This window comes from Nocardia albiluteola, from assembly GCF_018860155.1.
Lineage (GTDB): Bacteria > Actinomycetota > Actinomycetes > Mycobacteriales > Mycobacteriaceae > Nocardia > Nocardia albiluteola.
On sequence record NZ_JAHKNI010000003.1, the window covers coordinates 178,131 to 203,461 of the forward strand.

Here is a 25,331-nt window from a genome sequence, read left to right on the forward strand (position 1 = left end):
ACCCGGGGTACATCCGGGACAGTTGGTAGATGAGGAATTCCTGATGACAGAGAATATTTCCGATACGGCGGCCCGGATCACCGGTTCCGCCAGTCGGCGCGGAGCGTTGAAGCTGCTCGGTGGCGTGGGCGGCGCCGCGGCGGTGGGCTCGCTGCTCTCGGCCTGCGCGAGCGCGACAGGCACGAAATCCGGTGGCGGCGTGGGTAATTTCCCGTCCACGCCGGGATGGAAGTTTGTCTTCGTCAACCACGTCACGACGAACTCGTTCTTCATCCCGACCCGCACCGCCCTCGACGATGCGTCCAAACTGCTGGGCTTGCCGACCCCGCAGTGGACCGGCTCGGAGAACGGCACCGTCTCGGAGATGGTGAGTGCCTTCGACAATGCGATCAATTCCGGCGCCGCGGGCATCGCGATCCCGCTGACCGACAACAACGCCTTCATCGAGCCCACGAAATCCGCGCTGGCCAAGGGCATTCCGGTGGTCGCCTACAACGCGACCGCGCCGGGCAACTATCCGCTGGCATACATCGGGCAGGATCTGTACCAGTCCGGGCTGCTCATGGGGCAGCGGATCGCGCAGACCGTCACCTCGGGCACGATCCTGGTCGGCATCGCCCAGCCGGGCGCGAACAATCTGCAGCCCCGCCTCGACGGGCTCACCGCGGCGCTGAAGCAGGCCGCGCCGAATGTGGTGGTCAAGTCGATCAATACCGGTGCGGAGCAGGCCGGTGAGCTGAACGCGATGACCGCCGCGTACGCCGGTCAGCCCGACGCGGCGGGCCTGTACGCCGTCGACGCGGGCAGTACCGCCTCGATCGCCCAGCTGATCTCGAGCAAGAACATCGCGGGCAAGGTGCATGCCGGCGGCTTCGACACGCTGTCCGACACCATCAAGGGGGTCGCCTCGGGCGCACTGGATTTCACCATCGACCAGTCCGCCTACATGCAGGGCTTCCTGTCGGTGCTGTACCTGTACCTGTATCGGGTGTCCGGCACGCTGCTCGCGCCGCCGCAGACCGACACGGGCCTGACCTTCGTGACGAAAGGCAATGTGGCGGCGTACAACACGGGCAGCGCGTACGAGGGCCAGCAGGGGCACAACCTCGGCACGATGCCCTCGGCGATCCCGCTACCGCAGCCCTCGACCGTGCAGATCTGAGTGAGCGTGGATGGTGCGCAGAGCATTGCGTCAACGGGCACGGGCGACCCCGGCGGCAGAGGTGGCGGCGGCGTGACGGAACGGACCTTCGGCGCCGCCGTGCTGCAACCGCTGGTGCGGCAGAAGGAATTGAGCATCCTGATCGCCACCGTCGCGGTGGCGATCTATTTCAGCGGCACGACCCACGGGTTCAACAGCTCGGATAACTACCTCACGATCGTCCACTACCTGGCGCCGTGGGCGATCGTGGCCGCGGGCGAGGTGATGCTGCTGATCTGCGGCGAGATCGATCTGTCGACGGGCTTCATGTTCACCCTGTCGCCGTTCATTCTCATGTCGTTCTACAACGGCGGCACCCCGCTGATCCTGGCGGTGCTGCTGGCGCTGGCGATCTGCGCGGGAATCGGCGCGTTGAACGGCTTCGTCACCACTCGGTTCGGGATCGCGTCGTTCATCGTGACGCTCGGCAGTTCCTTCCTGCTGGAGGGTATCTCGCTGCTGATGTCGAACGGTGCACCGATCGCCGCGCCGTCCTCGGGCTGGGTGGTACAGCTGTTCGGCAAGGCCCATTGGGCCGAGCCACTGTGGGTGCTCGGAATCGTGGTGGTGATGCAGATCCTGCTGTCCGCCACGCGATTCGGCGTGAGCACGCAGGCCACCGGCGGTAATCCCGTGGGGGCGGCCGAGGCCGGTATCCGGGTGAATCTGGTGAAGATCGTGAACTTCTCGATCGCCGGCACCCTGGCGGGCCTCGGCGGCATCATCGACGGGCTGCGGCTGGGATCGTTCGATCCGACCAATGGCGGCCCGAACACGATGTTCCTCGCGGTCGCCTCGGCCGTGATCGGCGGCACCGCGCTGCTGGGCGGGCGCGGCACCGTGGTCGGCGCTCTGCTCGGCTCGATACTGCTGGGCATCGTCTTCGACGGCTTCGCCCTGGCCGGGGTCAACGCCAATACCTTCGACGTGGTGCTGGGTATCGCGATCGTGATCGCGATGCTGCTGAACGTGTACCTCGGTCACCTACGCAAGCGAGTGAGTCGCACATGACAGAGTCCGATTCGAATCCCGTGCCGGACAACGTGTCCGGCGGCGGTGATTCCGATGACATCATCCGCGCCGAGCACGTCGGAAAGCGGTTCGGTGCGGTGCAGGCGCTGCGCGATATCAATCTCCATGTGCGCCGGGGCGAAATCCTGGGACTCATCGGAGACAACGGCGCGGGTAAGTCGACGCTGATCAAGATCCTGACCGGATTCCATCAACCCGACCAAGGCCGACTGCTGTTCGAGGGCAACCAGACTCGGCTACGCTCGGTGATGCACGCCCGGTCGCTCGGCATCGAGACGGTGTTCCAGGATCTGGCATTGGTCCCGGACCTTCCGGTGTACCTGAACCTGCACCTGAACAAGGAACTCGTGCATCGTCCGCTGCCGTTCCTGCGCCGGGCGGAGATGAAGCGCAAGGCGCGAGAATCCCTGGACCGCATCGGAATCAACATTCCGTCGGTGACCGCTGAGGTGGGGTCCCTCTCGGGTGGCCAGCGCCAGGCCATCGCGGTGGCCCGCTCGGTGCACTCCGATGCCAAGCTGCTGCTGCTCGACGAGCCACTCGCGGCCATGGGCGCCAAGGAGGGCGGGCAGATCCTGCAGCTGCTGGATCGGCTCAAGCAGCAGGGTGATCTGGCGATCATCCTGATCGCGCACAACTACAGCCAGGTCGTGGACGTGTGTGATCGGGTGAATCTGCTCCAGCACGGCGAGATCACCTTCGACAAGCCCTCCGCCGAGACCTCGGTCGAGGAGCTGCTGGCCCTCGTGCACGCCGAATACCGGCTGCCGCGCGCGTTGGACGGGTGAATCGCCACCAGCGAATGAGGGGATGCGGGCCGCTCCGGAAGCCGGGGCGGCCCGCAGGATCGGATCAGATCTCCACTTCGTGCACCGCGGCGCCGGCACGCACATCGAGAATCGTCAGCAGCACCATCTTGCATGTTGCCATTTCGGACAGGTGCCCACGGAGGGTGATCACCACATGTGCCGCCGCTCGCCGGCATTCCTGGACGAGATCGACGAACGCGGGCGGCAACGTCCCATTCTGGGGCGAGGGCTCATGAAATACCGTGGCCAGCTCGAAGCCGAGCGACCGGGCGGCCCTCCGTAGCCGGTCTTCAATCGAATTCGAGTCGCCGTCACCGAGTAGATCGTCGCGCAGGTATCCGTATGCCAGAGGTAGTAGAACAGTAGTCATGGGTGATTTCGGTTCCGGTTGGCGTCGGCCGGCCACCGGAGACATTGCGTGGTGAGCCGGATGGATCTGTTATCGCTGTGCGGCCATCTCGCCACACGGCTACCATCATGCGCCCATGATAGCAAGAGCACATCGGTAACATACCTAGGGACTACCGATACCTGCTACGTACCTGCGGTCGCGCCGTGGATCCAAGCGCCTTCCCGGCAGCGCCGCGCGCCTGGGCCGAACACGGTCGTGACCGGCTAAGCATCGAACAACGACCGTCTCGTTCGGTCAGTGCGGTCGTCGGGTGGCTTCGCGCCGGACCTGGTCGGCGAATCCCCCGGGTATGTGCGCAGTGATGTCCGCGCGCGAGGTGATGTCCAGCTTACGGAAGATGGCCGAGATTTGGGCGTCGACGGTCCGGGGCAACTTGCCACGACGGCCGGCAATGGCGGTGTTGGTCCACCCGGCCGCGGCCAGAATCGCAACCTGCTGTTCGGTGTGGGACAGGTCGTACCCGTGCGATTCGGGGGCCTTGTCCGCTGACGTCTCGGTGGTCAGTGTGCCCAGCGCCAGCCGCAGTACCTCGTTGCGCTCCGGACGCAGACGCATGCCCCAGGCCGCTGCCGCGGCGTAGGCATCGGGTCCCAGTACCCGGGCGACGGCGATAGCCTTCTCGGATTCGTCGAGGAGGGGGCCCGATGCCTGCATGTCGGTGCCGAGCTTGGCTCGCAGGGTCGTGGTGCCGCCGGCCAGGTGGGCGATTTCGAGGGCCATGGCGACCAGCTTCTCGCGATCGGGTCGTCCGGCGGCGATCATCCTCATGGGTGCCCTGGAGGGTGGCGAGCCACGCGATGGTGGCCATGGCCCCGATCTGGAGTTCGGTGGGCTGCGGGATCGCCTCCCGGGTGGCGTCGAGGCAGCGCATGGTCCACTGGCGTATTTCTCGGACCGACCCGCTGGTGAAGCACACCTGCAGGGTGATCAGCCCGAGGCTGGGGAGCGTGGGCCGCTCCGGGTGCGCCGGCGCGGCCCGCACTGCCGTCTATGCGGTTCCGAAGGCGAAAACCGTTGTGGAGTTGTAGGTTTGGCCCGGATTGAGCGTGGTGGAGGGGAAGTCGGTGTGGTTGGGGGAGTCGGGGTAGTGCTGGGTCTCGAAGGTCATTCCCGCGCCCTGGCGGTAGATGTGACCGCTGGTGCCGGTGAAGGTTCCCGCGATGAAATTGGACGTGTAGAACTGGACTCCGGGCTCGGTGGTCGACACCGTTAGTGTGCGGCCCGACGCCGGATCTTCCACCTTGGCCGCCTCGACGAGCCCGGTGCTGCTGCCGCGGTTGATGACCCAGTTGTGGTCGTAGCCCTGAGCCAGCAGCAGCTGAGGGTCATCGGCGTTGATGTGCGCGCCGACCGCGGTGGGCGTGGTGAAATCGAACGGGGTGCCCTTGACCGGGACGATCTGCCCGGTGGGTATCTGGGTCGCGTCGGTGGGGGTGTACGAATCGGCGTTGATCGTCACCTTCTGGTCGTAGACGTTGAGCGCGGACTCGCCGGCCAGGTTGAAGTAGCTGTGATTGGTCAGGTTGATCACCGTCGGGGCGTCGGTGGTCGCCGCATAGTCGATCCTCAGCTCGTTCTTCTGATTCAGGGTGTAGGTGACCGTGGTCGACAGGGTGCCCGGATACCCCATTTCGCCTGCGGGACTGGTGTATTGCAGCTTCAGTCCGACCGTGCCGCCGCCCTGTAGCGAGGTTGCCTGCCAGACCTTGGTATCGAAGCCGTCGGTGCCGCCGTGCAGGCTGTTGCCGTTGTTGTTGATCGGCAGATGGTATTGGATGCCGTCGAGGGTGAACGTGCCCTTGGCGATCCGGTTGCCGTAGCGGCCGATGATGGCCCCGAAGAAGGTCTTTGCCGAGCCGGTGAGGGCGAGGTAGGAATCCAGGGTCGGGAGGCCGAGCGTCACGTTGTCGACGTGCCCGGACTTGTCGGGGACCTCGACGGATTGAATGATGCCGCCGTAGGTCAGGATTCGCACCCGCATGCCGTGACCGTTCGTCAGGGTGTAGCGGCTCACCGCCGTGCCACTCACCTGACCGAACGGCTCGCTGGTGATCGTGGGCGCGGCGGCGGGTGTGTTCGCGCCGCTGCTGTCGGCCGTGTTCTTCGTTGCGGTGCTACTGCATCCGGCCAGGCTGACGACCCCGGCGATGGCCAGTAGTCGCAGTAATGTCTTGCCGCGCATGGGCGCTCCTTGCACTCTCATCGAAATCCCCCGTGCCGAGCCATTATCCGCGCATTGCGGTGTTCGAATGGCTGGTTTCGGGCACGAATGTCCAATGATTGGATGATTGAATGAAAGGAGTTGAGCCCGGCGGAAAGCGGACCGAATGGTCTGCCTTCCGCCGGGCTCGTGCGCCGGAATCAGTCGCCGACGACGCGCGGTGGTGCGTTGAACGAATTGACCGCGCCGACCGCGGCGCCGGCCGCCGCGCCAACGGCTGCCGCGGGCACGGTGATCGCACCCGCGCCCATGGCGGCCCCCAGGACCGGTCCTGCGACGATGCCCACCGGAACGAACGGCAGGCCGGCCACGAGTCCGAGCACCCCGCCGACGAGGCCGGAGGTGAGCGCGACCGGTGCCGAGGCGGTCGCGCCCGCCACCGCGCCCATGGCGGCGCTGCCGATCGTCTGGCCAGCGATCCGGTCGGAACGGCTGCGTTCCATACCGACCGAGTCGAGGAAGGTCGCCAGATTCGCCTCGGCCTGGGCGGATTGGTCGTTGATTTCGATGGCCTGCTCGCGATCGATCCAGGCCGGGGCGGGCACCTGGACGTCGCCGAAGCGGAGCTCGCCCGGCGGCGGCGCGATCGGCGGAACGGCGGGCACCGGCGCCGGCAGGTGCAGGGCGCCGACCGGGGCCAGGTAGCTCTTGTCCGGCATGGGCCGGGCGTTCTGCAGCGAGCTGAGCGTGGTGCTCGGAATGCGCAGGCCCTGGTACGGGTGGACGTCGGGCGCGGAGGTCGCCGGCCACTGCGGGGCCTGATCCTGATGCGATGTCGGCTGCGGCTGGCTGGGCGCCGCGTTTGCGGTACCGCCTCCGACGATCGCCACTACTAGGGGTACAGCACCCGCCGCGACGACGCTGCCGACCCGATTGCGATGCGGGTTCGGCGCGCGGTGTTTACCTCCGGCCATCGGTCACCTTTCTTATGCAGGGGATATCGACGCACGGCATTCGGATCCACGGGGGGATCGGATGGGTCGACTCCTGGTATGCGCGAAAGGCGCTGATGTAGCTGAAAATTAACTGTTCGAGTGCTATCCGGCCTTAGGCGCCGGCTTGTTCGCCGCACCGTTGCCGGCGCCGAGGTCGGCCTCGGCGCGCACCTCGGAGGCATCCTCGTCGTTGCCGGCCAGCGCCTCCAGGGCCAGCCGCGCGAACACCCACTGCTCGGTCGCGGCCATCTGCCCGCGGTGCCGGCCGAGGAAGGCCACGAACCACTGCACGACGGTCATGAACCGGCTGCGGAACCCGACCAGGTAGTACAGGTGCAGCCCGAGCCACATCAGCCAGGCGAAGAAGCCGCTGAACTCCAGCTTGCCGATCTGGCACACCGCGTCGAAGCGCGAGATGGTGGCCATGCTGCCCTTGTCGAAGTACTTGAACGGCGCGCGCTGCGCCGGCTGCTGCTTGCCCGCCAGCTCGGCCTTGATCTGCTTGGCGGCATACGTCGCGCCCTGGATCGCGCCCTGCGCCTGCCCGGGCACGCCGGGCACCGACATCAGGTCGCCGACGACGAAGACGTTCGGGTGCCCCTTGATCGTCAGGTCCTTTTCGACGATGACGCGCCCAGCTCGGTCGACCTCGGTGCCTTCGGAGCGCTCGGCGAGCATCGGGCCCAGCTCGCTGGCCTGCACGCCGGCCGACCAGACCTTGCACGCGGCCTCGATGCGGCGCTCGCCGTCCTGGTCCTTGATCGTCACCCCGCGCGCGTCGACATCGGTGACCATGGCGTTGAGCTGAATCTCCACGCCCATCTTCTCCAGCCGCTGCTGCGCCTTACCGCCCAGCTTGGGGCCCATGGGCTTGAGCACCGCATCGGCGCCCTCGACCAGGATGACGCGGGCGTCGCGCGGATCGATGTTGCGGAACGTCCCGACCAGGGTGCGGTCGGCGAGCTCGGCGATCTGCCCGGCCAGCTCGACGCCGGTGGGTCCCGCGCCGACGACGACGAAGGTCATGAACCGGTCGCGCAGTTCCTGCGTGGGGGCGAGCTCGGCCTCCTCGAACGACCCGAGAATGCGCGCCCGCAGCTCGAGCGCATCATCGATGGTCTTCATGCCCGGGGCGTACGTGGCGAAATGATCGTTGCCGAAATAGGACTGCTGGGCGCCGGTGGCCACGATCAGGCTGTCGAACGGGGTGACGGTGTCCCGGTTGAGCAGCTCCGAGGTGATGGTGCGGTTGGTCAGGTCGATATCGTGCACGTCGCCCATGATCACCTGGACGTTCTCCTGCTTGCGCAGCACGATGCGGGTGGCCGGGGCGATCTCACCGGTGGACAGGATGCCGGTGGCCACCTGGTAGAGCAGCGGCTGGAACAGGTGGGTCGAGGTCTTGGAGATCAGGACGATATCGACCTCGGCGTGTCTGAGGTGCTTGCACGCGAACAGGCCGCCGAAGCCGGAACCGATCACCACCACGCGGTGGCGCTGCTTACCGCTGGTCTGGTTGCTCATGTTCTCCCGCTCCTCGCGCAATGCGTTTGGTCTCCCGACACGCCATACGGTAGTCGGCGACTCGCCGACAGTCACGACGAGCGGTTCGGTACGGCGCATTCGGTTCAGGCGTCGGGCGGGCCGGTCCCGGTGCCCGCGGGCACGATCAGCGGTCCGACGAACCGGTCGCCGCCGATGCTGTCGATCGCGGGCCACAGGAATGCGGTGAGCCCGTCGATGAATGCGCCGCGATCGCGGATGGGGGTGCGGCTCCAGTCCTCGGCCGACATCAGGATCGCGCCGGCGGTAGCGCTCGCCCACACGCGCGCAACCATGGGATCGGCGCCGACGGCCTCCAGGATCGCCTCGAAAACCACTGTGCCCCAGTCGGACAGCCGGGCGAAGAAGGGGCGGCGGTGACCGCACACCGTGGCATCGTCGGACTGCAGGCGCTGCATCATCAGGTGGTACAGGTTCGGATTCGCGTCGACGAAATCACAGACCAGCGCCACGATGTCGCGCAGTAGCTCGCGCACGGGCAGCGGCCTGGCCAGCAGCGCGTTCGCGGAGGCGAGCAGGCTCGCCATGTGCCGCTCGGCGAGCGCGTCGACCAGGGCGGGCATATCGGGGAAGACGGCGTAGACGGCGGTGCGGGCGTATCCGGCCTCCGCGGCGACCTGCGCGATGGTGATCGGCGTGCCCGTGGTGGCCACCCGCTCGGCGGCGTCCAGGAGCTCACCGCGCCGTGCGACGGGATCGCGCGGCGGCCCGGGGGGCCTGCCCCGCGAACGCCCGGAACCGCGCTGCGGATGCGCGGACCTCGTCTCTGGTGTATCCCTTGTCACAATCTCATCCTACCGGTAATGTACGTGATGTACTTTTATTGGGAGGCTCATTTTCATGGTCAGCGTCGACAGTGCCGAACGGGAAAACCTCGGTTTCCTGCAGATACCGGACAGGCATCCGATCGACCGATTACTACGCACCCTGCCCACTCGCGACAAGATCCTGGCCCCCGCGCCGGCCGAGAGCGGCCTGAAGCCGGTCCGCGGCGACGCGGGGCTGCCGCACATCGGGCGCTCGCTGCAGTTCCTGCGCTGGGGAACCGCGGAGCTGGTGGATCGCTATCACCGCTACGGGCCGGTCAGTTACAACCCGACCCTGGGGGTGCAGCGCGCGTTCGTCGCCGGCCCCGAGGCCGTCGACGAGGTTATCGCCAAGCGGCGCAACGACTTCGGCCAGGGCTGGGACTGGTTCATCGGCCCGTTCTTCCACCGGGGGCTGCTGCTGCTCGAATTCGACGAGCACATGTTCCATCGCCGGATCATGCAGCAGGCCTTCACGCGTGACCGGCTCGCGGCATACTTGGCCGCGCTGGGCCCGGTCGTGGACAAGGCCATCGGGCAGTGGGTGCCCGACGGCGCCGATGCCCGGCGCGTCAAGCTGTATCCGACGGTCAAGGATCTGACGCTCGAGACCGCGACGGACGTCTTCATGGCGGCCGATCCGGGGCCCGAGCGCAAGCGCCTCGGGGCGGCCTTCCTGGACTCCACCCATGCCGCGCTCTCGCTGGTGCGCCGTCCGGTGCCGGGCACGCCGTGGCATCGCGGCCTGCGGGGCCGCAAGGTACTCGAGGAGTACTTCACGCGGATGATTCCGGAGAAGCGGCTGTCGGACACGCCGGACTTCTTCTCCGCGCTCTGCCATGCCCGCACCGAGGACGGGGAGCAGTTCAGCGACGCCGACGTCGTGAATCACATGATCTTCCTGATCATGGCGGCGCACGACACCACGACGACGACCGCCACGGCGATCGCCTACTACCTGGGGCGTCATCCCGAGTGGCAGCAGCGGGTGCGGGAAGAGGCACTGGCCATGCACGCCGAGATCGGCGGCGCGGCGCCGACCATCGCCGATCTGGACAAGCTGCACGATCTCGATCTGGTCATCAAGGAGTGCCTGCGGCTGGTGCCGCCCGTGCCCGGGCTGGTGCGGAAGGCGGTCCGGGACACCCAGATCGCCGGGCATTACATTCCGGCCGGGACCTACATCGATCTCGCGTACGGGGTGAATCATCTGCTGCCCGAATTCTGGTCGCATCCGGAGCGTTTCGATCCCGAACGCTTCGCCGAGCATCGCCGCGAGGACAAGTCACACCGCCTGGCCTGGCTGCCGTTCGGTGCGGGCGCGCACAAGTGCATCGGCATGCACTTCGGCACCCTCGAGGTCAAGGTGATCATCGCGGCCATGGTGCGCGACTACGAGTGGAGCTTCCCCGACGACTACCTGATGCCGTGGGGTTTCAGCACCATCCCCTTCCCCCGCGACGGCGCCCCCATGCTGTTGCGCCGACGTTAGGCGTACCTCCGCATTCGCTCCGGCCGTGCGCGGTTTCGGACGGCTACGCCGACGGTGCTCGTTAAGCGTTGCGGGACAAAGGTTTCGGCGGATTCGCCGCGTTGCGAATCCGCCGGAACCGTCTTATCCGCGGCCCTGGAACAGCAGCTGCGCCACGTGGGTGGTGGTCTCTTCGCCGTCGTTGTAGCCGCCCTGGTTGCCCAGGTTGTTCATGATCGCCAGGGTGTAGCGCTCGTTGGGGCCGGCGAAGCCGACGGAGTTGACCACCCAGCCGGACTGCTCCTGCGACCAGCCGTTCTTCAGGCCCGGGCGCATCGCGGAACCGGCGCCCCAGACGCCCCAGTGCTGGTCGACGTCGACATTGCGCATGCGGTCCAGCAGATATGCCTTGTCGGCGGGGTTCATGTGGTCCAGGACGTTGGACATCAGGCGGTCCAGGTCCGCGGGCGTGCACTGCTGGAAGCCCCAGTCCGGGAACACCCGGTCGGGGGGTGTGGGACGGGGGACCAGGCCGGTCATGCCGTTGGCGCGGAAGGCGTTGTTGAACGCCCGGTGGTCCGGACCGGCGTATTTGGCCCACAGGATATCGGCCGCATTGTCGTTCGAGGTGGCGAGCATGTGCTCGAGCAGTCCGCGGTCCTGCGGGCTGATCACGATGGCGCCGACGCGCTCACGGTTGATCAGATCCTCCGCGATCGCCAGCTTGATCGTCGAGGCGGTCCAGAACAGCGTATTGGCGTTGTTGTTGCTGTACACCGCGCCGGTATTGCGGTCGCGCACAACGTAACCCGTGACACCCGGCCGGCCCGCGAGATACGAGTTGGCCTCGGCGATGCGCTGGCTCATATCGCAGTCGAAGCTGCCGATACAGCCCTGCACCCGAATCGGCACGGCCGCGGCGGGCGCGGGATGCACGGTGGGTGCGGCGGTCAGCAGACCGGCGGTGAGGACGCAGGCGCCGACGGCGATCCGCGAGGGACGTGAGGTGCGCGCGGCGGCGCGGGGATAACGCACGGTGCACCACATTAGACAGACGGGCGGCCCTCGCGCACCTCTTGAGCTCGGGTCGAGGTTGTGCTAGCAGCGGCGTGGTCGTTGCCGCGCAGCGGATTTGACGACGCGGCCGCGACCTCAGCGGAACGCGGCGAGCAGTTCCTCGACGCTGCGGCCGTTGAGGCGGTAGCAGTGTGCGAACGCCTCGGTGTGGCGGTCGCGGGGCCAGGAATGCAGGACGCTGGTGCGGCCGTAGTGCCGCGAGTTGACAAGTTCCCAGCGGTCGCCTATCCGGCGAACCGTGAACCCCGATCTGGGCATGAGGGGAATCACCGACGCAGACATCAACCGAACCAGCCTTTCGAAAACCGCTTCTCCCGTTGCCTCCCCGCAGAGCACTGTGGCACATCGCGCACCGGCATCCGGTGTGACACGCGGTAGCGAATTCTCCGTGGCGCACAGATGACGTGTCTCGCACGGATCCGCTTGTGTTGCTACGAATTTGGTATGTAGCAGGTATTTCGGTCAATACGGTGCTCATGGGCAATCGCTGCAGAATAGCCGGGTCATCGGCGGGAGTTGTGGCCGTAATCGGTCCCGCGGTGCGCACATGCGCCACGGTGTGTCGGCAGCGATGCGCCCGGAACCGGGTGCACGATGAATGGACCGTGGCAATCTGCCCGTGACAGCGCCGTCGGTGGGGCGCGTGACGCGTAGCCGAATGGTCGATCCGCCGAAGACGCGGGGGCGCGGGCGGCGATCACCGCGGCGAACGGAGGTGGAGAGTCGGATATCCGGGCGGCGTCGGTGATGCCGTAGGGTTGCGCTCCGGCCCGGTGCCGCCCGAGCGGAGGCGTGCGGGCGCTGTCCGGCGTATGCGCGAGGCGCCCCTGCCGCGGAATCGGATCGAGACGGCGCACGTGACCACACCGGTTCGCGCCGTCGACCCGGCCCGGATCGAGTGACCGCGCCGGTATTCGGCTTCCGGGGCCGCGCGCAGGCAACAACTACAGGAGGCGGTCGATGACGCTGTACATCCACCGGGCCGAGCGGGCGGATGTGCTCGCCGACGAGCTCGCGTCGGTGCTCGCGCGACCGCTGACCGATCCGTTCGCCGCGGAGGTCGTGGCAGTCCCGGGGATGGGTGTGCAGCGGTGGCTCGCGCAGCGGCTGGCCGGTGCACTCGGTGCGTCCGCCGGCGACGGGGTGTGCGCGAACGTTCGGTTCGCGGCGGTGGCCGCGCTGACGGCCGAGGCGCTGGGCGCGGCGACCGGCATCGCCCCGGACCGGGATCCGTGGGCCCCGGAGCGGATGGTGTGGACGCTGTTGCGCGTGCTCGACGCCTCGCTCACCGAACCGTGGTGTGCGGTTCCGGCTCGCCATCTCGGTGCCGCGACACGCACCGACGTGCCCGGAGCGGATACTGCCCGCGGTCATCGGGCGGGCCGGAGGTTCGCCACGGCCGCCGGTATCGCGGCGCTGTTCGACGGCTATGCCGCCCAGCGGCCGGCCCTGATCTCCGAGTGGGCCGCCGGCGCCGATACCGACGGCTGCGGCGCCGAGCTGCCCGGGGATCTGCGCTGGCAGCCCGAGCTGTGGCGGCGGCTGCGCGCGGAAATCGGCGCCCCGAGCCCCGCCGAACGTCTCCCGGGCGGCTGTGCGCGGTTGCGAGCCGAACCGGGTATCGTCGATCTGCCGCAACGGATCTCGCTGTTCGGCCCGAACCGCCTGAGCGCCGACCAGCTGGCGGTGCTGGCGGCCCTCGGACAGCACCGGGACGTGCACCTGTGGCTCGTGCATCCGAGCCCGGCGATGTGGGAGAGGCTGGCCGCCGAATGGGCCTCCGGTGCCGTGTCGTTCGATGCCGAAGATGAAACCGGTTCCACCGCAGTGATTTCCGCGCATTCACCGGCACGGGCCGAGGATGCGAGCGCGCTGTCGGTGGCACATCCGCTGCTGGCGGGGCTGGGCAGGGATGCGCGGGAACTGCAGCGGCGCCTCGGCGCGCTGGGGCCGGTGGTCGATACCAGCTATCCGATGCCCGCCGAAAGCTCCCCGCGGACACTGCTTTCCGCGCTGCAGGAGGGCATCCGGACCGACGTGTGGCCGCCGCGCGCCGATTCCGCGCTCGACGACGGTACGGTGCAGGTCCATTCCTGCCACGGCACGGCGCGGCAGGTCGAGGTGCTGCGCGATGTGCTGCTGGGCCTGTTCGCCGCCGATCCCACCCTCGAGGCACGCGATGTGGTGGTGCTGTGCCCGGACCTCGACACGTTCGGGCCGCTGGTGCGCGCCGCCTTCGGGCACGCCGATCCGCGCGGGCACGAGATGTCTACGGCCGCGGTCCATCCCGGCCACGGCCTGCGCGTCCGGCTGGCCGATCGCACGTCCGGCGCGGCCAATCCCGTGCTGGCGGTGCTGCTGAGCCTGTTCGAGCTGGCCGACGGCCGGGTGACCGTCACCCAGGTGCTGGATCTGGCCGCCGCCGAACCGGTCCGGCTGCGGTGCGGATTCGACGACGACGACATCGAGCGGCTGCGCGAATGGGCCGCCGAGACCGGGGCGCGGTGGGGGATCGGGCTGCGGCAGCGGCAGGCCTTCGGCCTGGGCGAATTCGCGCAGAACACGCTCAATTCCGCGGTCGACCGCATCCTGCTCGGCGTTACGGCGAGCGAATCCTCGCAGGACTGGCTGGATCTCGCGCTGCCCCTGGACGACGTGGACTCCGGCGATGTCGACCTCGCGGGCCGATTCGCCGAGTTCACCGACCGGCTCGCGGTGTGCGTGCGGGAGCTGCGGGGGCCGACCCCGGCCGACCCCGCCGGCGGCCCGCGGCCCGCGCACGAGTGGCGTCAGGTGCTCGGCCGCACGCTGGAGTTGCTCACCGAGGTGTCCTACGCCAATGCCTGGCAGGGCGTGCAGGCGCGGCACGAGCTGTCCGAGGCGCTGGAGCACGGCGGTGACGTCCCGTTGCGGCTGCCCGATATCACCGCGCTGCTGCACTCCCGGCTCACCGCGCGCCCGGGACGCACCAATTTCCGCACCGGTGAGCTGACCGTCTGCGGGCTGGCGCAGCTGCGCTCGGTGCCGCATCGCGTGGTGGTGCTGCTGGGCCTGGACGACGAGGTGTTCCCGCGGGCGGGCGGCATCGACGGCGACGACGTGCTCGCCCGTCGCCCGCGCGTCGGCGAGCGCGATGCTCGCGGTGAGGATCGCCAGCTCCTGCTCGATGCAATCATGGCGGCGCGGGAACGACTGGTGCTGGTGCACACCGGCGCCGATCCGGTAACCGGCGCGCACCGCCCGCCCGCGATCCCGGTCGCCGAACTGCTCGATGCGCTCGCCGCGCAGCGCGGCGGCGAGCTCGGGCCGGTCCGCGTGCGACATCCGTTGCAGGCCTTCGACGGCCGGAACTTCGATCCGGCGCGGCCGTTCAGCTTCGATGTCGTCGCGCTGGCCGGGGCGCGGGCCGCGGCCCGTCCGGCGCAGTCGCCGCCGGACTTCCTGCCGGCCCCGCTTCCGGCCGCGGTGCGATCGGATGTGGAACTGGCGGAACTGATTTCGTTCGTCGAACATCCGGTGCGGGCATTCCTGTGGCAACGCCTGGGCATCCGGGTGCCCGAGGAGGACGAGGAGATCGACGAGCGCCTGCCGATCGAGCTGGACGGCCTGGCGAAATGGAATATGGGAGAACGCATGCTGGCCGCCCGGCTGCACGGCACACCGGCCGAGGCGCTGCGCGCGGCCGAGTGGCGGCGCGGGACGCTGCCGCCGTTCGGGCTGGGTGCCGCGGTGCTCGACGACGTCGAGAACACCGTCGACCGGCTGGTGCGAGTGGCGCGCCCGATTCACGAACTGCCCTCGCGCAGCGTCGATATCGCGGTCGATCTGGGGGAGGGCCGGCTGCTCAGCGGTACCGTCGCGGACGTGCACGACGACGCGGTGGTGCGGACCACCTTCTCCCGCCTGGCCGCGAAGCATCGGGCCGCGGCCTGGGTGCGGGTGCTGGCCCTGGCGGCGACCGAGCGGCATCAGGGCTGGCGGGCTCTGACCATCGGCCGCGGCCGATTCGGCCGTCCCGCCTGGCGTTCGGTGCTCGCCGCCCCCAATGGCGCGGCGGCGCAGGAGATCCTGCGCGATCTGGTGGCGCTGCGCGACGAGGGGCTGGCCGAGCCGCTGCCCATCGCCCCCGCCGCCTCGGCGGTGTACGCCGAGCGCCGCTGCCAGGGCGCGACGATCGCCGAGGCGCGCGCCGCGGCCGATCAGGAATTCCTCGGCGGCCCGAACGGCCCCAAGGCCTACGGCGAGCACACCGACCGCTACCTGCGCTACATCTGGGGGCAGTCCCCGCGCCTGGAACTGCTGGAAACTCCGCTGCCCGAGCCCGATCCGTCCGGCGAGAGCACCCGCTTCGGCGCCCTGGCCCGTCGCCTGTGGAATCCGCTGCTGGCCGTCGAAACCCAGGGCCAGCCATGAAAGAGGACATGACCGAGGAACTGTTCCCCGTCGAGGCCCCCGCTCACCGCCCGCGCCGCCGCCCGGGCGCCAAGCCGGCGGCACAACGTTCCGCATCGGCGCCGACCGGGGGTCTGTTCGCCGAGCCCGGCGACGCGGCCGCGCCGGTTCCACCGCCCGAACCGGCACCGGGATTCGAGCAGGGCGCGACCGAGGTTGGTGGCATCCCCGAGGACATGCCGGAATCGGCGCGAAGGTCCGAGCCGAGTGCGGACGATGTCGGTGCCGTCGACATCGGCGGGCGCGCCTTCGAGTTGTGCGGGGAGTTGCCGACCGGGACGACCGTGCTGGAGGCGAGTGCGGGGACCGGGAAGACGTACGCGATCGTCGGGCTGGCGGTGCGGTACGTGGCCGAGGGCGAGGTCGATATCTCGCAGTTGCTGCTGGTGACGTTCAGCCGGGCCGCGACGCAGGAGTTGCGGGAGCGGGCGCGGGACCGGTTCGTCGCGGCCGCGGCCGGGCTGGCGGATCCCGATGCCGCGCGGCAGAGCGCGGACGAGCTGATTCGCCATCTCGCGCAGGGGGATTCGGTGCGCGTGGGGCAGCGGCGATCGCGGCTGCTGGCGGCGCTGTCGGACTTCGACGCGGGCACCATTGCCACCACGCACAGCTTCTGCCAGCGGATGCTGGACGAGCTCGGGCTGGCGGGGGAGCAGGATCCGGGCGTGCGGATGGTCGAGGACGTCGACGACCTGGTCGCGACCGTCGCCGAGGATCTGTTCCTGGCCCGATACGCCCGCACCGCACCGCCCTTCGCATTGAAGGACGCGCGTGCCCTGGCGATCGCCGCGGTCCGCGACCGGCACGCCCGGCTGGTCCCGGATGCGGAGGACGGCGACGAGACCGCCTCCGAGCGAGTCGCCTTCGCCGCCGCGGTGCGCGTGGAAACCGAACGGCGCAAACGCCTGTCGGGAATCCGTGACTTCGACGACCTGCTCGTGCTGCTGCACGACGTGCTCGCGGACCCGGTGCACGGCGAGCGCGCCCGCGGGCGGATCCGGGACCGGTTCCGGGTGGTGCTGGTCGACGAGTTCCAGGACACCGATCCGCTGCAGTGGGACATCCTGCGCGGCGCCTTCCACGGTCACCGCACTCTGGTGCTGGTCGGCGACCCGAAGCAGGCGATCTACGCCTTCCGGGGCGCGGAGGTTTTCAGCTATCTGGATGCGGTGGCGCAGGCGGACCGGCGCCGGGAGCTGACGGTGAACCGGCGCAGCGACGCCGGTCTGCTGACGGCGCTGGAACACGTCATGGGCGGTGCGACGCTGGGGCACAAGGAGATTGCCGTGCACCCGGTTCGGGCGGTGCGCCCGTGGACCCGGCTCGGGCTCGGTGGGCGAGACGAAGACCGCATGAGGGGCACCGACAGTGCGGGTGCCGCAAGGGAAGCCGACGACCACGCCGGTGAGCGCGCGACTGTTGGGCAGGGCGTCACTGGGCAGACAGACGGTGCGCAGGGCGTTGCTGGGCGGGCAGCGGCCGAGTCGGCCGGTGCTGGGCGGGCACCCGGTGGAGACGTTGCCGCCGGGCGAGCCGCCGGTGTCCTGCGAGCTGCTGGGGATCCGCTGATTCCCTTGCGGCTGAGGTGTTTTCCCCGCACCGGTGCGGGACCGCTGAACAAGCCCGGCTTCCCGGCGGTGGGCCGGCAACGCTCCCGCGTCGCGCAGGACCTGGCCGCCGATATCGTGCGGCTGCTCGACTCGAATGTGACGATCGGTGAGCGGGCCGCCGGACCCGGCGATATCGCGGTGCTGGTGCGGACCCGCTCGCAGATCGACGTCGTGCGATCGGCGCTGGACGAGGTGGGCGTGGCCTCGGTGCTGGCCGGTGGGGCGAGCGTCTTCGCCACCCAGAGCGCGGTCGACTGGCTGTGGCTGCTGCGCGCCCTGGAGCAGCCGCACCGCGGCGACCGGGTCCGGCTGGCCGCTGCGACCCCGCTGTTGGGCTGCTCGGCCGCCGAGATCGATTCCGGCGGAGCCGATCTGGTGGGTCGGCTGGCCCAGCAGCTGCGCGAGTCGGCGCGGCTGTTCGGCCGCGCCGGATTCGCCGCGGTGTTCGAGCGGCTGGCCACCGACGTCCGGCTCGCGCCCCGGCTGCTCGCGGTCGCGGGTGGGGAGCGCCGGCTGACCGACCTGCGGCACATCGCCCAGCTGCTCGATCAGGCCGCGCTGCGGGAATCGCTCGGCCTGTCGGCGCTGTCCCGATGGCTGGGCGACCGGGTGCGCGATCCCGCCTCGGGCGCGGTATCCGATCGCAGCCGCCGCCTGGATCGCGATGCCGCGGCGGTGCAGATCGCCACCGTCCATGCCAGCAAGGGCCTGGAATTCCCGATCGTGTACCTGCCGTTCGCCTGGGACAACGCGCGCAATCCGTATCCGGCGACGCTGGTGTTCCACGCCGAGGACGGCGGCCGCGTGCTCGACGTCGGGGGCCCGGAGGCGCGCGGCTACAACGACCGCAAACGGCGCAGCGAGACCGAGGAATCCGGGGAGGAACTGCGCCTGCTCTATGTGGCCCTGACCCGCGCCCAATGCCAGGTGGTGGCGTGGTGGGCGCCCACCTACGGGACCGGGGCCGCGCCGCTGCACCGGATGATCCTGGGCCGTATGCCCGGCAGTCCCGAGGTGCCGGGCCGCAGCGAGGTGCCGGTGGATGCGGCAGTGCTGGAACAGCTTTCGCAGTGGGCCGCCACCGCGCCGGGCGAGGTGATCGCCCTGGAGCCGGTGCAGCGGGTGCCCGCGGTCCGGTCGCGCTGGGAGCGCGAGGATTCCGTCCCCGCGGAATTCGCCGCGGCACGGTTCGATCGAACCGTCGACCAGGACTGGCGGCGCACGTCGTATTCGGCGCTGACCGCCGGGGCCCACGAGTCGCACGCCGCCGGACCGGAGGCGCCCGAGGGCATCACGGATGAACCCGAGGCTCCGGCCGCGGAGCTCGAGGAGGTCGAATTCGATTCCGCCGCACCCTCGCTCATGAACACGCTGCCCTACGGTGCCGATTTCGGCACGCTGGTGCACGGCGTGCTCGAATACGTCGATACCGATGCGCCGGACCTCGCCGCCGAGGTCCGCGCCCGCTGCGCGCAGGCCGTCGCCGAGCTGCTGGCCGACATCGACCTCGAGGTGCTGACGAGGTCCCTGCTCGCGGTGCTGCACACCCCCCTCGGGCCGGCGTGTGACGGCAGCGACATGGGATCCCTGGCGCGGATTTCCGGCCGCGACCGGCTGAACGAGCTGGACTTCGAACTCCCGCTCGCGGGCGGCGACAACCCGCGCGCCGAGCGGGTCACGCTGCGGCGGATCGCGGACCTGCTGCGCAAGCATCTGCGACCCGACGACGTCTTCGCCGGGTACGCCGACCAGATCGATACCCTCCCGGACACGCCCCTGCGCGGCTTCCTCACCGGCAGCATCGACGCCGTCCTGCGCACGGCCGGACCGCGTTTCGTCGTCGTCGACTACAAGACCAACCGCCTGGGCACCGGCGAGCTGACCGTGGCGCACTACACCCGCGACCGCATGGCCGCGGAAATGATGCGCTCCCACTATCCGCTGCAGGCGCTACTGTATTCCGCCGCCCTGCACCGCTATCTGCGCTGGCGCATGCCCGACTACGACCCGTCCCGGCACCTGGGCGGCATCCGCTATCTGTTCGTCCGCGGCATGATCGGCCCCGAAACACCCTCCGGTCATGGCGTATTCGAGTGGGATCCGCCGGTCGCGCTGGTGCGGGACCTGTCCGATCTGCTTGCGGGGAGGTCCGAGCGCGGGCGGGAGGCGAGCGAGTGATCCGCATCGATGCTGTGAGTAGCGGCTCGGGTGATCGCCCCGGGCTCGCGGGTGGCGGTGGTGCTTGTGCCGCGTGGTGGCGGCGGGACCGGGAGGCGCGATGACCGCGATTCAGTTGGCGCAGCGGGCGACCGGACTGTTACGCGTCTTCAACGAGGCGGGCGTGCTCTCGGCCGCGGATGTCCATGTGGCCCTGCGGCTGGGCAAGCTGGGCCGCGAGGAGAACGAGGCCGTGCTGCTGACGACGGCGCTGGCGGTGCGCGCGGTGCGGTCCGGTTCGGTGTGCCTCGAGCTGGAGCGGATGCACGAGATCGGTGTGGACGGTGAGGGTTTCGAGGGGGACGGCGATCCGGATCTGATCGATCCCGAGACCCTGCCGTGGCCGCGGGTGCCGGATGTGCTTGCCGCGCTGCGGGTCAGCCCGTTGATCGTGGGGAGCGCCGCCGGGCCGCTGCGCCCGCTGCGGCTGGTGGAGTCCGGCGGCGCGGGCCCGCTGTTGTATCTGGATCGCTACTATCGCCAGGAGCAGACGATCCGGGAGGTGCTGACCGAACGCGCCGCCACCCATCCGCTGATCGATCCGGAAACAATTCGGCGGCAGCTGGATCGGCTGTTCCCGGACTCCGGTGCGCCGGGTGATCCGCCGGATCGTCAGCGCGTCGCGGCCGCGCTGGCCGCGACCCAGTGGACCACCGTCGTCGCCGGCGGGCCGGGCACCGGAAAGACACACACCATCGCCCGCATTCTGGCTCTGCTGGTGGCCCATCAGCGCGCGATGCCGGGCGCGCCCGCGCTGCGCATCGCGCTCGCGGCGCCCACCGGCAAGGCCGCCGCGCGCCTGCAGGAATCGGTGCGCGAGCAGGCCGTGGAGCTGGAGCTGCCGGAGCTCACCGCCGCCACCCTGCACCGCCTGCTGGGCTGGCAGCGCGGCGGCGCCACCCGATTCCGGCACCACGAATTCAACCGGCTGCCGTACGACGTGATCGTCGTCGACGAGACCTCGATGGTGTCGCTGACGATGACCAGCAGCCTGCTCCCGGCGGTGCGTCGTGACGCCCGGCTGGTCCTGGTCGGCGATCCCGACCAGCTGGCCTCGGTGGATGCGGGCGCGGTGCTCGCGGACCTGGTCGCCGGACCCGTCGCGGGCCCGCCGAATCCGCAGCTGGAGCAGGTGCTCGGCGCGGAACTCGGAACCGGATCCGGCGCCCAGCAGGGCGAAGCGCTGACCGCCCGGGAGCGGGATCGGTTGCGCGGGGGCATCATTCGCCTGACCCGGGGCAGGCGTTTCGGCGGCCGCATCGCCGATCTGGCGGTCGCGGTCCGTGCCGGGGATGCCGATGCCGCGCTCGGACTGCTGACGGACGGGGGTGCGGAGCTCTCGCTCTGCGGACCGGACGACATTGCCTCGGTCCGTGTGGATGTCACGCGGGTGGCGCGCGACTGTACCGATGCGGCCGAGCGCGGCGACGCATCCGCGGCCCTGGTCGCCATGGAGTCGCATCGGCTGCTGTGCGCGCACCGGCAGGGCCGGTTCGGCGTCGAGCGCTGGGACTCGATGGCCGCCGGCTGGGTGGCCGCGGCCGGGATCGGTACCGAATCCGGTGCGGGAGGGTGGTTCCCGGGTCAGCCCCTGCTGGTGACCGCGAACGACCACGAGGCGCGGATCTACAACGGCGACACCGGCGTGATCGTCCGCGGTCCCGACGGTTCGCTGCGCGCGGCGCTACAGCGGGGCAGCGAGCCCTATCTGGTGCATCCGACCCAATTCCCCGGTGTCACAACGGTCTACGCGATGACCATCCACCGCAGCCAGGGCAGCCAGTACGGCACGGTCTCGGTGGTGCTGCCCGGTCCCGAATCGACGCTGCTCACCCGCGAACTGCTCTATACCGCCATCACCCGCGCCCGCAGGCACGTCCGCATCATCGGCACGGAAGACGCGATCCGCGCCGGTATCGGCCGCCGTGTGCTGCGCGCCAGCGGCCTGCGCGGGTGAGCCGGCCGGTCAGGAATCCCGCTGTGGTCGCGGGAAGGGCCGCAGCGCCCGCAGCCGCTGCACGTGGGATTGCTGCAGGTCGGTGAGGCGGCCCAGAAATTCCGTGACGAGGCGCAGCTGCTGCTCGGTGTAGTCGGGCAGCAGCTGTCGCTCGCTGTCCTGCACCAGAGGCATGATCAGCTCCCAGGCTCGGTCGGCCGCGGTCGCGGTCGCGCGCACCAGGAGCTTGCGGCGATCGGTGGGGTGCGGCGCGCGGGTGATGTAGCCGATCTTCTCGAGCCGGTCGAGCATGGCGGTGACGCTGCCCGTCGTCAGCCCGAGCCGATCGGCCAGCAGGCGCGGGGTGGCGGTGTCGGACGTCTCCTGAATGAGGATCTCCAGGCAGCGCACGTCGGTCTCGTTGACGCCGAGTAGGCGGGCGACCTCGCGGTCGAAGTCGTCCACCGCGGCCTGGTAGCCCTCCACGGTCTCTCCCAGCGTGGCAGCAATCCGGTCGGTTTCGCTTGACATTCGAGCAATTCGCCTTCCATACTAAAATCGCTTGATTCTCAAGTTACATGCTTGTCGAGCTTTATGATAGGAGTATCCCATGACCCACGCACTGATCATCGGCGCCGGCGTCGCCGGGCCGGTGCTGTCCATGGCCCTGCGGCGAGTCGGCATCGAGTCCAGCATCTACGAACGCGACGAGGCCGGCGCCGACCAGCGCGGATCCTGGCTGAACTTCCAGGCCAACGGCATGGACGCGCTGCACGCCATCGACGCGGCGGGCCCGGTCGAGAAGCTCGGTTTCCCGGTGGAGACCATGAGCTTCGGCAACGGCAAGGGCAAGCCGCTGGGCACATCGGCGACGCCGCCCATGTGACCTCGCCCGCGGCCGGGCAGGGCGCCTCGATGGCCCTCGAGGACGCGGTGATCCTGGCGCAGTGCCGTCAAGAACGGGCACCGGTCCTCCAACTCGAAGGCGGCGGGCCCGGTGGCCCGTGTGGTGCGGGATGCGCTGCTGCCCATCATGTTCCGCAGGGCGGCCAAGGACGGCGGCGAATCCATGATGTGGCTGCAGGGTCACCATATCGATTTCGACGACCGCGTCACCCCGATCGCCGCCTGACCGGCGGTTCGCTCACCGCTCGTCGAATAGTCCCGGAATCGCCAGCGCCCGTTCGACATCGGCGCGCCCGCCGAGGGTGACCACCACACTGCGGATCATGGTCAGCCGGGCGGTGGCCACCTCGTCCGGATCGGGTTCGGCCGCGGTCGAGGAGACCCGGTAGACGACGTATTCGCAGGTCTGCAGCGAGGTGTCGAGGTCCAGCGGGCTGGGCAGGGCGCGGCCGAGCGCGGCGAACTTGGCGCGGACCAGCGCGCGGATGTCGTCGAAGGCCCGTTCGCGGTAGGCCGAGACGGGGGAGGCCGGATCGTGGAGTTCGGCGAAGACCGGGCGCAGCATCGGCCCGTGCCCGCGCGCCCAGGCGAGGTAGGCGTCGATGATCGCGATCACCAGTTGCACCGGCTCGTCCGAATGCGCGAGCGCGGTCCGGAGGCCGCCGACCAGCCCCGCGTTGGACACGGTGAGCATCGCGTGCAGCGGCTCTTCGGCATTGCCGAAGTAGCGGTAGAACGTCGGCCGGGAGATGCCGGCCCGCTCGATGATCCGGGCCACGCTCAGGCCGCGCGAGCCGTGTTCGGTGAAGACCTCCCCGGTCGCCGCCTCGATGCGGGTGCGCACCTCGTCGGCCTGCTCGGGGGTCTGCGGGGGTCGTCCCCGGCGGGTGCCGCTGTGAGAGGTGAGCACGGCGTCGCTGGTCATGCGGTGAAACCTCCTCGATCGACGGCGTCCGCTTGACAAGACGCGGCGCGTGGCTATTAATCTAACACTAGTGTTCACGTAACACTGGTGTTAGATAAAAGACCGTGCCTGGGCAAGGCCCAGCGATCGAGAGGGTCACCGATGACGTCCGCCCCGCACCTGGCCGCCGTCGCGCCGGGTTTCGCCGTCGAGGCGGCCCCGGCACTGCCGCCCGCGCTCGTGCGGCGCCTGCTCGTACACGCCCGCGCCGGTGGGGCGCCCGCGGTCACCGTGTCGGCACCGGCCACCGGCGAGCTGATCGCCGAGCTGCCGCAGTCCAGCACCGCCGATATCGAGGACGCGTTCGCCACCGCCCGCACCGCGCAGGCGCAATGGGCGAAAGTGCCCGTGCGCGAACGGGTTGCGGTGCTGCGCCGCTTCCACGACCTGGTGCTGGCCGAGCAGGACGAGATCCTGGACATCGTGCAGGCCGAGACCGGCAAGTCGCGCGTGCACGCCTTCGACGAGGTGGGCGACGTGGCGGTGAATGCCCGCTACTACGCCTCGCAGGCGCAGCGGCTGCTGGCCCCGCGCACCCCGCGCGGGGTGCTGCCCGTGCTCACCCGGGTGGAGGTGCGCCATCGCCCCAAGGGCGTGGTCGCGGTCATCTCCCCGTGGAACTACCCGCTCGCACTCGCCGCCTCCGATGCGCTGCCCGCCCTGGTCGCGGGCAATGCCGTCGTCGCGCGGCCGGACAATCAGACCGCGCTGACCGCGCTGTGGGCCATCGACGCGGCCCGGCGTGCGGGCCTGCCCGAGGGCCTGTGGCAGGCGGTCCTGGGCCGCGGTTCGGTGATCGGCGGCGAGGTGATCGCCCGCGCCGACTATGTCGACTACACCGGATCCAGTGCCACCGGCCGCACCATCGCCACCCAGGCCGGGCAGCGGCTGATCGGCTATTCGCTCGAATTGGGTGGGAAGAACCCGCTGTTGGTACTCGCTGACGCCGATGTCGATGTGGCCGCGCGGATCTCGGTGCGGGCATGTTTCGCGTCGGCCGGTCAGTTGTGCGAATCGATCGAGCGAATCTACGTGCACGACAGCGTGTACGAGAAATTCGTCGCCGAATTCACCCGGCGCACCAAGGATTTGATTCTCGGCTCGGCGCGGGACTACTCCTACGAGATCGGGTCGCTGACATTCCAGCGCCAGATCGACACCGTCACCGCGCATGTCGACGATGCGGTGGCCAAGGGCGCCACCGTGCTCGCCGGCGGCCGCCCGCGCCCCGATCTCGGCCCGTACTTCTACGAGCCGACCGTGCTGACCGACGTGCGCCCCGGCATGACGGTGTACCGCGAGGAGACCTTCGGGCCGGTGGTGTCGGTCTACCGGGTGCACAGCGACGACGAGGCCGTCGAGCAGGCCAACGACACCGCCTACGGGCTCAATGCCAGCGTGTGGAGCCGGGACATCGATCGGGCACGGGAGATCGCCGCTCGGGTCAACGCCGGATCGGTCAACGTCAACGAGGGTTTCATCGCCGCATGGGGCAGCGTGGCCGCCCCCTCGGGCGGCCTGGGCATCTCCGGCGGCGGCCGGCGCCACGGACCCGAGGGCCTGCTCAAATACATCGACACCCAGACCATCGCGGTGCAGCGCGCACTGCCCATCGCGCCGCCGCCCGGCGTCTCCGAGGCGCTGTGGGCGAAGACCATGACGCTGTACTTCGGCCTCATGAAGACCCTGCGGCAGCAGTGATCTCACCTCCAACTCGAC

At 69.5% G+C, this 25,331-nt stretch carries 20 protein-coding genes; 10 read left to right on the forward strand and 10 right to left on the reverse strand.

Annotated features, from left to right (window positions below; all coding sequences use genetic code 11):
- Positions 1-43 precede the first annotated feature (43 nt).
- The 3 genes from KO481_RS10560 (at position 44) to KO481_RS10570 (ending at position 3,021) form a co-directional block, all read left to right on the forward strand.
- Positions 44-1,162, forward strand: coding sequence for a substrate-binding domain-containing protein (locus tag KO481_RS10560; protein ID WP_215916878.1), 1,119 nt, complete (start codon positions 44-46; stop codon positions 1,160-1,162).
- 72 nt (positions 1,163-1,234) lie between these two features.
- Positions 1,235-2,212, forward strand: coding sequence for an ABC transporter permease (locus KO481_RS10565; RefSeq protein ID WP_215916879.1), 978 nt, complete (start codon positions 1,235-1,237; stop codon positions 2,210-2,212).
- Positions 2,209-3,021, forward strand: coding sequence for an ATP-binding cassette domain-containing protein (locus tag KO481_RS10570; protein ID WP_215916880.1), 813 nt, complete (start codon positions 2,209-2,211; stop codon positions 3,019-3,021). The genes KO481_RS10565 and KO481_RS10570 overlap by 4 nt, the downstream gene beginning before the upstream one ends.
- 64 nt (positions 3,022-3,085) lie before the next feature.
- Here the strand turns inward: KO481_RS10570 and KO481_RS10575 are convergent, their stop codons facing one another.
- From KO481_RS10575 to KO481_RS10600, 6 genes are all read right to left on the reverse strand, one after another.
- Positions 3,086-3,412, reverse strand: coding sequence for a hypothetical protein (locus KO481_RS10575; protein ID WP_215916881.1), 327 nt, complete (start codon positions 3,410-3,412; stop codon positions 3,086-3,088).
- A gap of 276 nt (positions 3,413-3,688) precedes the next feature.
- Complete coding sequence (locus KO481_RS10580; protein ID WP_215916882.1) at positions 3,689-4,222, reverse strand: helix-turn-helix transcriptional regulator; 534 nt, start codon at positions 4,220-4,222, stop codon at positions 3,689-3,691.
- 220 nt (positions 4,223-4,442) lie between these two features.
- A complete protein-coding gene (locus KO481_RS10585) occupies positions 4,443-5,636 on the reverse strand; it encodes an aldose epimerase family protein (protein ID WP_215916883.1) in 1,194 nt (397 codons plus the stop codon).
- 179 nt (positions 5,637-5,815) lie between these two features.
- Positions 5,816-6,589 (reverse strand): hypothetical protein, encoded by a 774-nt coding sequence (locus KO481_RS10590; RefSeq protein ID WP_215916884.1) that lies wholly within the window; start codon positions 6,587-6,589, stop codon positions 5,816-5,818.
- A 123-nt stretch (positions 6,590-6,712) separates the two neighbouring features.
- On the reverse strand, positions 6,713-8,134 hold the full coding sequence (locus KO481_RS10595) for an NAD(P)/FAD-dependent oxidoreductase (RefSeq protein ID WP_215916885.1): 1,422 nt from the start codon (positions 8,132-8,134) through the stop codon (positions 6,713-6,715).
- 104 nt (positions 8,135-8,238) lie between these two features.
- Positions 8,239-8,958: a TetR/AcrR family transcriptional regulator gene (locus KO481_RS10600; RefSeq protein ID WP_215916886.1), complete on the reverse strand. Its 720-nt coding sequence runs from the start codon at positions 8,956-8,958 to the stop codon at positions 8,239-8,241.
- Between the two features lie 55 nt (positions 8,959-9,013).
- On the opposite strand from KO481_RS10600, the gene KO481_RS10605 reads away from it, so the two are divergent.
- Complete coding sequence (locus KO481_RS10605) at positions 9,014-10,471, forward strand: cytochrome P450 (RefSeq protein WP_215916887.1); 1,458 nt, start codon at positions 9,014-9,016, stop codon at positions 10,469-10,471.
- Positions 10,472-10,594: 123 nt separating this feature from the next.
- Here KO481_RS10605 and KO481_RS10610 read toward each other — a convergent pair whose 3' ends face one another.
- Both KO481_RS10610 and KO481_RS10615 read right to left on the reverse strand, forming a co-directional pair.
- Positions 10,595-11,485 carry a serine hydrolase gene (locus KO481_RS10610; protein WP_308166495.1) on the reverse strand — a complete coding sequence of 297 codons (891 nt, stop codon included), beginning with the start codon at positions 11,483-11,485 and terminating at the stop codon, positions 10,595-10,597.
- Between the two features lie 117 nt (positions 11,486-11,602).
- A complete protein-coding gene (locus KO481_RS10615) occupies positions 11,603-11,785 on the reverse strand; it encodes a hypothetical protein (RefSeq protein ID WP_245400731.1) in 183 nt (60 codons plus the stop codon).
- A gap of 702 nt (positions 11,786-12,487) precedes the next feature.
- Here KO481_RS10615 and recC point away from each other — a divergent pair.
- The 3 genes from recC to recD all read left to right on the forward strand — a co-directional run bounded on the left by recC (position 12,488) and on the right by recD (position 21,763).
- Entirely contained in the window at positions 12,488-15,940 is a 3,453-nt protein-coding gene (gene recC, locus KO481_RS10620) for an exodeoxyribonuclease V subunit gamma (RefSeq protein ID WP_215916890.1), read from the forward strand.
- Positions 15,941-15,948: 8 nt separating this feature from the next.
- Complete coding sequence (locus KO481_RS10630) at positions 15,949-19,767, forward strand: UvrD-helicase domain-containing protein (RefSeq protein ID WP_372451986.1); 3,819 nt, start codon at positions 15,949-15,951, stop codon at positions 19,765-19,767.
- A 100-nt stretch (positions 19,768-19,867) separates the two neighbouring features.
- Positions 19,868-21,763 (forward strand): exodeoxyribonuclease V subunit alpha, encoded by a 1,896-nt coding sequence (gene recD / locus KO481_RS10635; RefSeq protein ID WP_215916891.1) that lies wholly within the window; start codon positions 19,868-19,870, stop codon positions 21,761-21,763.
- 9 nt (positions 21,764-21,772) lie between these two features.
- Here recD and KO481_RS10640 read toward each other — a convergent pair whose 3' ends face one another.
- Positions 21,773-22,273 carry a MarR family winged helix-turn-helix transcriptional regulator gene (locus KO481_RS10640; RefSeq protein ID WP_245400732.1) on the reverse strand — a complete coding sequence of 167 codons (501 nt, stop codon included), beginning with the start codon at positions 22,271-22,273 and terminating at the stop codon, positions 21,773-21,775.
- A gap of 79 nt (positions 22,274-22,352) precedes the next feature.
- Between KO481_RS10640 and KO481_RS10645 the strand changes: the two genes are divergently transcribed.
- Positions 22,353-22,628 carry an FAD-dependent oxidoreductase gene (locus tag KO481_RS10645; protein WP_215916892.1) on the forward strand — a complete coding sequence of 92 codons (276 nt, stop codon included), beginning with the start codon at positions 22,353-22,355 and terminating at the stop codon, positions 22,626-22,628.
- A gap of 111 nt (positions 22,629-22,739) precedes the next feature.
- Positions 22,740-22,874, forward strand: a complete 135-nt coding sequence (locus KO481_RS43880) for a hypothetical protein (RefSeq protein ID WP_281066053.1) — start codon at positions 22,740-22,742, stop codon at positions 22,872-22,874.
- Between the two features lie 12 nt (positions 22,875-22,886).
- On the opposite strand, the gene KO481_RS10650 is transcribed toward KO481_RS43880, so the two are convergent.
- Complete coding sequence (locus KO481_RS10650) at positions 22,887-23,573, reverse strand: TetR/AcrR family transcriptional regulator (protein WP_215916893.1); 687 nt, start codon at positions 23,571-23,573, stop codon at positions 22,887-22,889.
- A gap of 141 nt (positions 23,574-23,714) precedes the next feature.
- On the opposite strand from KO481_RS10650, the gene KO481_RS10655 reads away from it, so the two are divergent.
- Positions 23,715-25,313 (forward strand): succinic semialdehyde dehydrogenase, encoded by a 1,599-nt coding sequence (locus KO481_RS10655; protein ID WP_215916894.1) that lies wholly within the window; start codon positions 23,715-23,717, stop codon positions 25,311-25,313.
- Positions 25,314-25,331 lie beyond the last annotated feature (18 nt).

What these genes read in the sequence shown, in the direction of transcription:
- recC (WP_215916890.1), top strand. Translation starts at nt 12,488, where the DNA reads ATGACGCTGTACATCCACCGGGCCGAGCGGGCGGATGTGCTCGCCGAC.
- KO481_RS10605 (WP_215916887.1), top strand. Translation starts at nt 9,014, where the DNA reads ATGGTCAGCGTCGACAGTGCCGAACGGGAAAACCTCGGTTTCCTGCAG.
- KO481_RS10640 (WP_245400732.1), bottom strand. Translation starts at nt 22,273, where the DNA reads ATGTCAAGCGAAACCGACCGGATTGCTGCCACGCTGGGAGAGACCGTG.
- KO481_RS10570 (WP_215916880.1), top strand. Translation starts at nt 2,209, where the DNA reads ATGACAGAGTCCGATTCGAATCCCGTGCCGGACAACGTGTCCGGCGGC.
- KO481_RS10650 (WP_215916893.1), bottom strand. Translation starts at nt 23,573, where the DNA reads ATGACCAGCGACGCCGTGCTCACCTCTCACAGCGGCACCCGCCGGGGA.
- KO481_RS10575 (WP_215916881.1), bottom strand. Translation starts at nt 3,412, where the DNA reads ATGACTACTGTTCTACTACCTCTGGCATACGGATACCTGCGCGACGAT.
- KO481_RS10655 (WP_215916894.1), top strand. Translation starts at nt 23,715, where the DNA reads ATGACGTCCGCCCCGCACCTGGCCGCCGTCGCGCCGGGTTTCGCCGTC.
- KO481_RS10615 (WP_245400731.1), bottom strand. Translation starts at nt 11,785, where the DNA reads ATGCCCAGATCGGGGTTCACGGTTCGCCGGATAGGCGACCGCTGGGAA.
- recD (WP_215916891.1), top strand. Translation starts at nt 19,868, where the DNA reads ATGACCGCGATTCAGTTGGCGCAGCGGGCGACCGGACTGTTACGCGTC.
- KO481_RS10560 (WP_215916878.1), top strand. Translation starts at nt 44, where the DNA reads ATGACAGAGAATATTTCCGATACGGCGGCCCGGATCACCGGTTCCGCC.
- KO481_RS10590 (WP_215916884.1), bottom strand. Translation starts at nt 6,589, where the DNA reads ATGGCCGGAGGTAAACACCGCGCGCCGAACCCGCATCGCAATCGGGTC.
- KO481_RS10630 (WP_372451986.1), top strand. Translation starts at nt 15,949, where the DNA reads ATGACCGAGGAACTGTTCCCCGTCGAGGCCCCCGCTCACCGCCCGCGC.
- KO481_RS10595 (WP_215916885.1), bottom strand. Translation starts at nt 8,134, where the DNA reads ATGAGCAACCAGACCAGCGGTAAGCAGCGCCACCGCGTGGTGGTGATC.
- KO481_RS10580 (WP_215916882.1), bottom strand. Translation starts at nt 4,222, where the DNA reads ATGAGGATGATCGCCGCCGGACGACCCGATCGCGAGAAGCTGGTCGCC.
- KO481_RS10645 (WP_215916892.1), top strand. Translation starts at nt 22,353, where the DNA reads ATGACCCACGCACTGATCATCGGCGCCGGCGTCGCCGGGCCGGTGCTG.
- KO481_RS10585 (WP_215916883.1), bottom strand. Translation starts at nt 5,636, where the DNA reads ATGCGCGGCAAGACATTACTGCGACTACTGGCCATCGCCGGGGTCGTC.